Source organism: Staphylococcus croceilyticus (assembly GCF_002902575.1).
Classification (GTDB): Bacteria; Bacillota; Bacilli; order Staphylococcales; family Staphylococcaceae; genus Staphylococcus; species Staphylococcus croceilyticus.
This window is the reverse complement of the sequence record NZ_PPRD01000065.1, coordinates 1-11,081: the sequence shown is the minus strand read 5'-3', so window position 1 is coordinate 11,081 and position 11,081 is coordinate 1. Positions and strand designations below refer to the sequence as shown.

Here is an 11,081-nt window from a genome sequence, read left to right as displayed (position 1 = left end):
ACAGCTCAACGAGCTGAAAATAATCAAAAAAATTATAAAAAAGACAATTTCTATATTATTTCAATAGAAATTGTCTTTATTTACTTATTCCAAGAACTTTATGTCCCGGACTCTTTTTTGTGTTTGTATTAAAACAATAATTTTATTATGTAAACTTAAAGTATAATTACTTATTTTTCGTCTGATTTTCTTACACCAGCTACGCCGTAGTGGTTTTTCTTCATTTCTTCAATTACTACATGAATTGCTTCTCTATTCGCACCTGTAGTTTTTTCAACTGCATTAGTTACTTCAGTTACTAGGTCTTTTAATTGTTCATCTGAACGTCCTTCAAGTAATTTAACATTTACGATTGGCATAAATTTTCCTCCTTATTTATTAATACAAGATTAGTATAGCATTTTTCATTTTAACCGCAAAAATAAATTAATAAGAACATTAGTTCGTATAAATATTGATATAGAACAAATGTTCGTATATAATAAATATTGTATAGGGAGGTTATTAAGATGTATGACTATAACTTACTTGAAGACAGGGATGTTCTATGTATTGACCAAAAGAGTTTTTTTGCAAGTGTCTCTTGTATTGAAAAGGGATTAGATCCATTAACTACAAAATTAGCAGTAGTAGCTGATACTAAACGACAGGGGTCCGTAGTATTAGCAGCTACACCGAAATTAAAAGAAATAGGAATAAAAACAGGTTCAAGATTATTTGAAATACCACATCGCAACGATATTTATATCATTAATCCAAGTATGCGAAAGTATCTAGAAGTGTCTATTGAAATTTCAAAAATTGCGCTTAAGTATATTCCAGGAGAGGATTTACATCAGTATAGTATTGATGAGTTCTTTATGGATGTAACTAACAGTTACCATAGATTTAATTCTACAGTAACGTCGTTTGCGGAAAGATTGCAGAAAGAAATTTTAGATAAAACAGGTATATATTGCACTATTGGAATAGGATCAAACATGTTGTTAAGCAAAGTGGCTATGGATATAGAAGCAAAACATGCCCAAAACGGTATTACTGAGTGGCGTTATCAAGATGTGCCACAGAAACTATGGAATATTCAACCTTTAAGAGATTTCTGGGGTATTAATAAAAAAACAGAAATGAAACTTAATAAAAGAGGGATCATTACTATAGGGGATTTAGCACAGTATCCTTATAGATACTTAAAGAAAGAGTTTGGTATTTTAGGCACAGATATGCATTTACATGCTAATGGTATTGATCAAAGTAAAGTACGAGAAAAATATCAAGTTACAAATCCCTCAATATGTAAGAGCCAAATTTTAATGAGAGATTATCATTTTGAAGAAACAAAAGTGGTGATGCAAGAATTAATTGAAGATGTGGCAAGTCGTATTAGAGCACGTAAGCAATTAGCACGTACTATACATTTTTCTTTTGGTTATACTGAAGGTGGGGGCATACATAAGCAATACACGCTCACAGATCCCACTAATTTAGAAAAAGATATCTTTAAGGTAGTGAATTATTATGCGAACCAACTATGCGATAAAAGTGCGTTATATCGAACGTTGAGTATTTCATTAACACAATTGATTAGTGAAGAAGATAGACAATTAAACTTATTTATTGATGAATATGAACGACGAAGAGATGAAAAATTAGCTAAGACAATAGACTATTTACAGAATAAATATGGAAAAGGCATCGTATCAAAGGCAATTTCATATACTGATGCAGGTACCAAACATGGACGTTTAGGTCTAATGGCAGGACATAAGATGTAGAAAAGTATCCTCCTAACGATAGAGAACAATATCCATTAATTAGTGGAATATCTTCTATCAGTTAAGAGGATATTTTTTATAAAATATAAGTTTCAAAATGATTAAGTGCTTTAACTCCTAATTCACGATCTTGAGGCGTTTTAAAACTAATACGCAGAGCACCTAAAATATCTTCACGAACTTCTAAAATTTTTAAGTTACTTATAGAAATATTATGTAAACTTAGTATATTAGTAATTTTATTAATCATACCCGGTTCATCCGGAATATCCACATATAGATCATACGCTATATTCAAAGCACCACGTTGTTTAACAGGGAGTTGATCTCTATATTTTTTAGCATCATTGAAAAAAGAATGTATGGTTTCACTTTCGTCGTTTTTAATTGAATTTGCGATAGCTTGAAACTGTAGTTGTAACATTTCTAAAATATCTAAAATATTTTCTTTATTACTTAAAGTAATATCTCTCCACATATCCGCGTTACTACTAGCAATACGGGTGATATCTCTAAAACCACCGGCTGCTAATTGCTTTACTAAAGAATGTTGGTTTGAATTATTTTCACTTAAATGTACTAAACTAGCAGCTACTATATGAGGGACATGGCTTACAATGCCTGTCACATAATCATGTTCTTGAGCAGTAGTAGTAATGAATTTCGCAGATGTTGAAGATAGCAACTCTTGTAAATTTTGAGCAGCTAAAGCGTTCCGAGTATCATTGTAAACTAAAATATAATAAGCATTTTCAAATAAATATTTCTTAGAATTAAGTACACCTGATTTATGACTACCGGCCATTGGATGGCCGCCAACTAGATGGATATGATGTTCTAAAAGATATGATTCATATTGTTGAATATTTGCTTTTGTACTACCAGTATCTGTAACAATTAAATTAGGGCGTGTATAATAGTTAGGTAATTCTTTTAAATATTTTTCAGTCTGTTGAACGGGCGTAGCATAGATAATGATGTCAGCTTTTTCGACACCTAAAGCATAGTCTTTAATCTTCTCATCTATAATTCCAATAGATTGCGCTTTATCAAGTTGGGTTGGATCAGCATCAAAGGCAGAGATTTGAATGTTAGGACGATAAAATTTTAAATTGCTTGCTAAACTACCGCCAATCAGACCTAGACCTACGAATAAAATATTTTTCAATTGAATCACCTTATTTCGAAATTTTCAGAATACACTTATTGTAAAATAGCCCGCATAATTAAACAATAGTTATATAGTTGGATTAATAGAGATAGGCGGATAAGTGCGATAAAATGAATGTTAATAAGAGAAAAGGGGGAAATCAGAATGAGTGAAAAGGTTCTACAAACGATTAAAGAATTAATAGAAATTAATAGTCCTTCTGGTAATGCAGCTGAAGCTGTGAATTATGTAAAAGATAAAGCTGAAAGCTTAGGATATCCAACTCAATTAACTAATAAAGGTGCATTAATTATTACAGTAAAAGGTGAAGATGAAGAGCATCAAAGATGTATTACTGCACATGTAGATACTCTTGGAGCTATGGTTAAAGAAATCAAAGAAGATGGACGATTAGCGCTAAGTTTGATAGGTGGCTTTACTTATAATGCTATCGAAGGCGAATATTGTGAAATTCAAACAGAAGCTGGTCAAGTTTATACTGGAACAATTTGTTTACATGAAACAAGCGTACACGTTTATAAAGATAATCATGAAATCGAACGTAATATTGAACATATGGAAGTTCGCATAGATGAGAAAACAACGTCAGCTGAAGAAACAAGAGATTTAGGAATTGAAGTGGGGGATTTTATTAGTTTCGATCCAAGAACTCAAATTACACCTTCAGGATTTATAAAATCACGTCATCTAGATGATAAAGCAAGTGTAGCTATGATTTTAGAATTGCTTGAAAAGTTAAAACAAGAGGATATAACTTTACCACATACTACACAATTTTATATATCAAATAATGAAGAAATAGGGTATGGCGCAAACGCTTCTATTTCAGAAAAGATTATCGAATTTATTGCATTTGATATGGGCGCATTAGGAGATGGACAATCTTCTAATGAATATACAGTTTCTATTTGTGCGAAAGACAGTTCTGGCCCATATCATAAAGAATTAAAGTCTCATTTAATTCATTTATGTAAGATTAATCAAATCCCATATAAAGTAGATATTTATCCTTATTATGGATCTGATGCGTCTGCAGCACTCAGAGCTGGAGCCGATATTCGTCATGGTTTATTTGGAGCAGGAATCGAATCTTCTCATGCATTAGAAAGAACACATATTGATTCAATTAAAGCTACTCAAGACTTACTTTATGCATATTGTTTATCACCAATAAAATTGTAAAATGTCATTGACAATTAAATTAATTCCATGTATTATACTGAATTATAAGAATTGTCAAAAAATTTTAAGTGAAGTAGATAATATGATTTGTAGCATAAGAAAGCTAATGGTAGATGGAAATTAGCACAACATATTTTTTGAATTGGGCTTAAAATATATAACTAAATAATCATTGAGTGAACATGAGAATGTTAATTAAGGTGGCACCACGGTAACGCGTCCTTATTGTTGAGGATAGCTAACTGTGGTGTCTTTTTTATTTGCGATTGTCTTTAATATAGGTGAATCACAAACATTTAACGAACAAGATAAGTGAACATTGCTAGTTAGGAACTTAAATTTTTAAAAAAGTATGAGTAAAGTAATCTGAATTTTCTAAAAAATATATAGATACAATTTTAGTAATACTCAATTTTTTAACATTAGGTAACTTATTTTATTGGGAAAAGGGTGAAACTATGGAAATATATTATGAAGTGATAAGAGCTAACATTACTCCAGAAGTTCTAGGGCAACTGAAAGAGCAAAAGATAATTTTAGAAAGTACAAGTCAGCAAAAATTAAAAGGCAGGTATTCGATTGTAGCATTTGATTATTATGGGACAGTAACTTTGACAGATAAAAAGTTAGAAATTAAAACTAAACATCAAAATCAAATCATCACGAAAGAATCCTATAATTATCTAAAAAACTATATCAACCAGTTTAATATTCAGATTGATGATGATTTACTGAAGAAATTACCATTCATTTCAGGATTTATTGGTACGTGTAGTTTTGATTTAGTCAGACATGAGTTTCCTATATTGCAACGACTCAATATTGAAGCTAAAAAAGATCATGACGATGTACAACTATACATGATTGAGGATGTCTACGTATTTGACCACTATTGAGATGATTTGTACGTCATTGCTACAAATCAATTTTCAGAGGCTAAAAAAGAAGAATTGAAATTGAGAGTAAAAGAACGTATTGAAAAACTAACCTCTATAAAAGTGTATGAACAGAATAATATAACTCCACCACAACGAACAAATATGATGGCTAATATAACTGAAAGTGATTTTATAAATAATGTTAAACATCTAAAAAATCTAATAAAAGAGGGGGATATGTTTCAGGTCGTACCATCTAGAATTTATCAATATCAACATCATTTTGGAAAAAATAAATATCAATTAAGTTATCAACTCTATCAAAATTTAAAACGTCGTAATCCTAGCCCGTATATGTACTTTATCAATATGGGCGGGCCAATCATTGTTGGAAGTTCTCCAGAAAGTTTCGTCAAAGTGCATGATAGTGAAGTAATTACTAATCCAATTGCTGGAACGATAAAAAGAGGTAAGACAATAGAAGAAGATGAACATAATGCAAGTCAACTGCTAGCAGATGAAAAAGAAATAAGTGAACATAGCATGTTAGTAGATTTAGGACGAAATGATATTCATAGAGTAAGTAATACAGGAACTTCAAAAATCACAAAATTAATGGAAATTGAAAAATATGAACATGTGATGCATATCGTGAGTGAAGTTAAAGGTCAAATAAAAAAAGAGCTATCACCTATGACTGTAATTGCAAATCTTTTACCCACAGGAACGGTTTCAGGTGCACCGAAACTAAGAGCGATTCAAAGAATTTATGAAGTCTATCCATATAAGCGTGGTATATATAGCGGGGGTATTGGCTACATTAATTGTAATCAAAATTTAGATTTTGCTTTAGCTATTCGAACAATGTTTATTGATGACACTACTGTTCAAGTAGAGGCAGGATGTGGCGTGGTGTATGATTCAGTTCCCGAAAAAGAATTAGAAGAAACACGTTTGAAAGCGAAGAGTTTATTGGAGGTCTCCCCATGATACTTATTATTGATAATTACGATTCATTTACTTACAACTTAGTAGACATAGTAAAGCAACTAGATGAAGTAATAGTTAAATATCCAGATGACAAGGGTGTGTTAGATTATGGTGATCAAATTAGTGGTGTCATCATTTCTCCTGGGCCTGGTCATCCACTCGATAATGATTGTTTAATCAAGGCTATTGATACTTATAAACATTTACCAATACTAGGTGTATGTTTAGGTGCTCAAGCACTCACTTGTTATTACGGCGGTAAGGTTGTTCAAGGTGCGAAAGTAATGCACGGTAAAGTTGACACAATGAAAGTATGTAGGCCAACGCTTCTATATCAAGATTTACCGACTGAATTTAAGGTTATGCGTTATCACTCATTAATAAGTGATGAAAAATCATTCCCTTCAAATTTAACGATTACTGGTAAGACAGCAGACAGTATTCAATCATTTGAAGATCATCATCATTTACATTTTGGTATTCAATATCATCCAGAGTCTTTCGCTACTGACTATGGAAAACAGATTATTACTCATTTTATACACCTTGTGAATGAAAGGAACAACTTAGATGAAACTATTGGAACACATTAATAATCAAACTGTTTTGACACCAGAACAAGCGACAGAATTTATCAATACCTTAATTAATCAAGATATTAAATTTCAAGAAAAGGTTGAATTACTTGAAGCATTTTCAAGAAAAACTATTCATCAACAAGAATTAACATATATTGTAGAAAGTTTAATTCACACAATGTATCCTACACAACCGATTTATGATGGAAGTATATGCGTATGTGGAACGGGAGGAGACAAATCCAATAGCTTCAACATCTCTACAACCGCTTCATTTATCGTAGCGAGTGCTGGCGTACCAGTAATTAAACATGGAAATAAGAGTATTACCTCGAGTTCTGGAAGCACAGATTTGTTACAAGAATTAGGCATTTCAACGACTGCTGTAATTGATGTATCGGAGCAAGTAAAAAATAAAGGACTAGCATTCATAAGTGCTATGGAATCTTATCCAATCATGAAGTACATTCAACCAGTTAGAAAAGCAATCAATACACCTACGATTTTCAACTTAGTTGGTCCTCTGATTAATCCATTTAAACTCACTTATCAGGTCATGGGCGTCTATGATGCATCTAAATTGGAAATGATAGCACAGACATTAAGAGATTTAGGGCGACGTAAAGCCATAGTGATACATGGCGCAAATGGAATGGATGAGGCCACTCTCTCAGGTGACAATGAAATTTACGAATTACAAGAAGATGGTTCTATTCATCATTATTATTTAAACGCTAAAGATTTAGGTTTAAGAAATGCAGATAATAACGATTTAAAAGGTGGAACACCTCAAATTAATAAACAAATTACTTTAGACATTTTAAACAATCAGGATCACTCAGTTAAACGTGATGTAGTCGTTTTAAATGCAGCACTAGCACTTTATGTTACTGAAAAAGTTAAAACTATTAAGGCAGGAGTGAAGTTAGCTCACCATCTTATCGATAGTGGCCAAGCTATGAAACAGTATTTATTAATGGGAGGGTGTTGAGATGACCATTTTAGATGAAATTGTAGAATATAAAAAGCAATTACTAAATAAAGGATATTACGAAAAAAATTAGCTACTCTTGAAACTATAACTGTCTCACATAAACCGAAATTAGTTGAAAGTTTGGAAACGAGTTCTAGCTTAAATATAATTGCAGAAATCAAATCAAAAAGTCCTTCTGTATCTGCATTTCGTGACCGCAATTTAGTTCAACAAGTAAAAGATTATGAACAGTATGGTGCCAATGCAATTTCTATTTTAACTGATGAGCAATATTTTGGTGGTAGCTTTGAACGTTTACAGGAACTTACTCTACATACTAACTTACCTGTGTTGTGTAAAGATTTTATTATACATCCGCTTCAAATTGACGTAGCTAAAAAGGCTGGTGCAAGCATTATTCTATTAATAGTCAACATTCTAACCGACAATCAATTGCGTGACTTATACACTTATGCAAGTAATTTAGAATTAGAAGTGTTAGTAGAAGTTCATGACGAAGCTGAATTAGAAAGGGCCTACCAATTAAACCCAGAAATAATAGGCGTAAATAATAGAGACTTAAAAATGTTTATTACAGACGTAGCTCATACGAATCAAATTTTACGTAATAAAAAACAAGGATATTATTATATTTCGGAAAGTGGCATTAATACGAAAGCAGATGTAGAAAGTATTATTCAAAGTGGGATTGATGGTTTATTAATAGGCGGAGCGTTAATGAATTGTCATGATTTATCTAGCTTTTTACCATCTCTAAAATTGTCAAAGGTAAAGCACACATGATACTTAAGTTTTGTGGATTTAAAACAATAAAAGATGTAGCAAAAGTTAAGTCATTAAATATCGACATGATTGGTTTTATACATTTTCCTAAAAGTAAGCGTCATGTGGATATACAACATTTAAATAACTTAATGCATCTTGTCCCTAGAAATATTGAAAAAGTCGTGGTGGTAGTTAACCCAACTTTTGAAGAAATTCAAAATTTAATAATTAATACACCGCTTGACTGTATTCAGTTTCACGGCAATGAACCAGTTGAATTAATTAAAAAAACTAAAGAAAATTTCAAGAATATTAAGATAGTTAAAGCACTTCCCGCCATAGAAAATATAGCTAAATCAATAAAACGATACGAAAACTGTACTGACTTACTAATTATAGATACACCTTCAGAACAATATGGAGGCTCAGGACGAAAGTTTAATTGGAAACTACTCAATGATATTCAAACATCGACGCCTTTTTTAATTGCTGGAGGATTGGATGTTGAAAGTATTCAACAACTTGAACAATTAAATTTAAAGCATGCAGGTTACGACATTTCTAGCGGCATAGAAAGTAATCATAAAAAAGACTTAACTAAAATGAATAAAATCGTAAATCTTGTGAAAGGGGAGTTAAATTATGAAGAACATCCAAACCGAAGTTGATGAATTAGGATTCTTTGGTGAATATGGAGGACAGTATGTTCCAGAAACATTAATGCCAGCCATTATTGAATTAAAGAGTGAATATGCGAAAGCTAAACAAGATCCTCATTTTCAAAAAGAAATAGACTATTACTTAAAAGAATATGTTGGTAGAGAAACACCTTTAACATATGCAAAATCCTACACAGAAACATTAGGAGGCGCCAAAATTTATCTTAAACGCGAAGACTTAAATCACACGGGCGCGCATAAAATCAATAATGCTATTGGTCAAGCTTTATTAGCGAAACGTATGGGAAAAAATAAATTAGTCGCTGAAACAGGTGCCGGCCAACATGGCGTAGCTAGTGCAACGGTAGCAGCATTGTTTGATATGGAACTCATAGTATTTATGGGAAGAGAAGATATTAAAAGACAACAACTGAACGTCTTTCGCATGGAATTATTGGGCGCTAAAGTTGAAGCAGTAGATGACGGACAAGGTACATTGTCGGACGCAGTAAATAAAGCATTGCAATATTGGGTAAGTCATGTCGACGATACGCATAATTTACTAGGTTCAGCACTTGGGCCGGACCCATTTCCGACGATGGTACGAGACTTCCAAAACGTTATAGGTAAAGAGATTAAGACACAAATATTAGATAAAGAAGGCCGTTTACCCGATGCAGTAGTAGCGTGTGTAGGTGGTGGATCAAACGCAATAGGAACATTCTATCCATTTATCCAAGATGATGTTAAATTATATGGCGTTGAAGCAGCCGGTAAAGGTTTTAATACTGATAAGCATGCACTTGCTATTGGAAAAGGGCGACCAGGCGTACTTCACGGTTCGAAAATGTATTTAATTCAAGATGATAATGGACAAATAGAATTAGCACATTCCATATCTGCAGGACTGGATTATCCTGGAATAGGACCAGAACATTCCTACTATTACGACATAGGAAGAGTAAAATACGAGTGTGCAAGTGACCAAGAGGCGATGGAAGCACTTATCCGCTTCAGTAAAATTGAGGGAATTATCCCAGCAATAGAGAGTGCTCATGCACTAAGTTACGTAGAAAAGTTAGCGCCTATCATGAAGAAAGATGAAATTATTGTAGTTACAATTTCTGGCCGTGGTGATAAAGACATGGAAACTATTCGACAATACACGAATGAAAGAGGTGGTATAAATGACTAAACTATTTATACCATATGTTATGGGTAATAAAGATTTCATAAAAAATATTAAAGTATTAGATGAAAATGGGGCTGATATTATTGAAATTGGTGTGCCATTTTCAGACCCTGTAGCTGATGGACCAGTGATTATGCATGCAGGAAATGAAGCGATTAAAGAGGGCGTAACAATTGATTTTATATTTAATGAGTTAGCTTTGCATCAATATGAGATAAAATGTGAGTATGTACTTATGACATATTACAATATCATAGTTTCATATGGAGAAGAAGCCTTTTTCAAAGAATGTGAAAAAACAGGAGTATATGGCGTTATCATTCCGGATTTACCATTTGAATTAGCTAAAGCATTGAAAAAACGAGTTAGCAAATATTCAGTGAAAATTATTTCGCTTATAGCAATGACCGCTTCAGAAGAACGAATTAAAACGATTGCCCAACATGCTGAAGGATTTATTTATACGGTCACTATGAATGCTACAACTGGTAAAGATGGAACTTTCCATCCTGAATTGAAAGAGAAAATAAAAAGAGTAAAAGAATTTACGGATATACCCGTAGTTGCAGGATTCGGTATTAGAACGCCAAAACATGTTACTAACATAATAGAAGTAGCTGATGGCGTAGTTATCGGTAGTGAAATTGTTAAAAGATTTGAAAATGATCGTCCGATTGAAATGGAAAAGTACCTAGTATCAATAAAAGAAGCTTTAAATAAATAGCAACTGTTAATTTCAGTATAATAATACAATTACAATAGTTGGCAAAGCATGCGCAAATACTTTAAAATAAAATTAACATAATCATTTAATGAGCTGAAAAACTTAGTCTTTCAGCTCTTATTATTTGTATACATCAATATAAAATAAATTGAATCATTCATCTGTATTAATAGTTT

Annotated in this window: 9 protein-coding genes and 2 pseudogenes; 9 read left to right on the top strand and 2 right to left on the bottom strand. The window is 32.3% G+C overall.

Annotation, left to right across the window (positions count from 1 at the left end; translation table 11 throughout):
- Positions 1 to 170: 170 nt before the first annotated feature.
- On the bottom strand, positions 171 to 359 hold the full coding sequence (locus CD128_RS08505) for a 2-hydroxymuconate tautomerase (RefSeq protein WP_103298140.1): 189 nt from the start codon (positions 357 to 359) through the stop codon (positions 171 to 173).
- Positions 360 to 509: 150 nt separating this feature from the next.
- Between CD128_RS08505 and CD128_RS08500 the strand changes: the two genes are divergently transcribed.
- Positions 510 to 1,772 (top strand): Y-family DNA polymerase, encoded by a 1,263-nt coding sequence (locus CD128_RS08500; RefSeq protein ID WP_103329546.1) that lies wholly within the window; start codon positions 510 to 512, stop codon positions 1,770 to 1,772.
- A 76-nt stretch (positions 1,773 to 1,848) separates the two neighbouring features.
- Here CD128_RS08500 and CD128_RS08495 read toward each other — a convergent pair whose 3' ends face one another.
- Positions 1,849 to 2,940: a prephenate dehydrogenase gene (locus CD128_RS08495; protein WP_103329545.1), complete on the bottom strand. Its 1,092-nt coding sequence runs from the start codon at positions 2,938 to 2,940 to the stop codon at positions 1,849 to 1,851.
- A gap of 147 nt (positions 2,941 to 3,087) precedes the next feature.
- Here CD128_RS08495 and CD128_RS08490 point away from each other — a divergent pair, with 147 nt between their 5' ends.
- From CD128_RS08490 to trpA, 8 genes and pseudogenes are all read left to right on the top strand, one after another.
- Positions 3,088 to 4,125, top strand: coding sequence for a M42 family metallopeptidase (locus CD128_RS08490; protein ID WP_103329544.1), 1,038 nt, complete (start codon positions 3,088 to 3,090; stop codon positions 4,123 to 4,125).
- 458 nt (positions 4,126 to 4,583) lie between these two features.
- A pseudogene (locus tag CD128_RS08485) lies at positions 4,584 to 5,993 on the top strand (anthranilate synthase component I).
- The gene (locus CD128_RS08480; protein ID WP_103329543.1) at positions 5,990 to 6,586 is read left to right on the top strand and encodes an anthranilate synthase component II; all 597 of its coding nucleotides are present in this window, start codon (positions 5,990 to 5,992) and stop codon (positions 6,584 to 6,586) included. The pseudogene CD128_RS08485 and the gene CD128_RS08480 overlap by 4 nt, the downstream one beginning before the upstream one ends.
- On the top strand, positions 6,564 to 7,562 hold the full coding sequence (gene trpD, locus CD128_RS08475; RefSeq protein ID WP_103329542.1) for an anthranilate phosphoribosyltransferase: 999 nt from the start codon (positions 6,564 to 6,566) through the stop codon (positions 7,560 to 7,562). The genes CD128_RS08480 and trpD overlap by 23 nt, the downstream gene beginning before the upstream one ends.
- A 1-nt stretch (position 7,563) precedes the next feature.
- Positions 7,564 to 8,348, top strand: a pseudogene (trpC, locus tag CD128_RS08470) (indole-3-glycerol phosphate synthase TrpC).
- Positions 8,345 to 8,998: a phosphoribosylanthranilate isomerase gene (locus tag CD128_RS08465; protein ID WP_103329541.1), complete on the top strand. Its 654-nt coding sequence runs from the start codon at positions 8,345 to 8,347 to the stop codon at positions 8,996 to 8,998. Before trpC ends, CD128_RS08465 begins: the two are co-directional and overlap by 4 nt.
- A complete protein-coding gene (gene trpB, locus CD128_RS08460) occupies positions 8,970 to 10,184 on the top strand; it encodes a tryptophan synthase subunit beta (RefSeq protein ID WP_103329540.1) in 1,215 nt (404 codons plus the stop codon). The genes CD128_RS08465 and trpB overlap by 29 nt, the downstream gene beginning before the upstream one ends.
- Positions 10,177 to 10,905: a tryptophan synthase subunit alpha gene (gene trpA, locus CD128_RS08455; RefSeq protein ID WP_103329539.1), complete on the top strand. Its 729-nt coding sequence runs from the start codon at positions 10,177 to 10,179 to the stop codon at positions 10,903 to 10,905. Before trpB ends, trpA begins: the two co-directional genes overlap by 8 nt.
- The last annotated feature ends 176 nt before the right edge of the window (positions 10,906 to 11,081 follow it).